The sequence below is a fragment of the Salipaludibacillus sp. CF4.18 genome (assembly GCF_051262595.1).
GTDB classification, from domain to species: domain Bacteria; phylum Bacillota; class Bacilli; order Bacillales; family Salisediminibacteriaceae; genus Salipaludibacillus; species Salipaludibacillus neizhouensis.
In genome coordinates, this window is the sequence record NZ_JBIMEV010000187.1 from 1 (window position 1) to 253 (window position 253).

Annotated in this window: 1 protein-coding gene; it reads left to right on the forward strand. The window is 34.8% G+C overall.

Going from position 1 to position 253, the window contains the following annotated elements:
* The coding region (locus ACHABW_RS26100; protein WP_435759959.1) for an ATP-binding protein at positions 1-247 on the forward strand (247 nt) is incomplete at its 5' end.
* Between the last annotated feature and the right edge of the window lie 6 nt (positions 248-253).

Below are 253 nucleotides of genomic sequence, written 5' to 3' on the forward strand. Positions count from 1 at the left end.
GCTCGACGAATTAGGATATATCCCCTTAAATAAAGAAGGTGCAGAACTGTTATTTCAAGTGATATCTATGTGCTACGAAAACCGTAGTCTATTAATAACAACTAACCTTCAATTCGGTCAATGGAACCATGTTTTCGGTGATCCCATTCTAACAGAAGCCGTTATTGACCGATTGATTCATCATTCTCATTTATTAATGTTTACGGGAGAAAGCTTTCGATACAAAGAATCTTTATTACAACAATAATTAGAG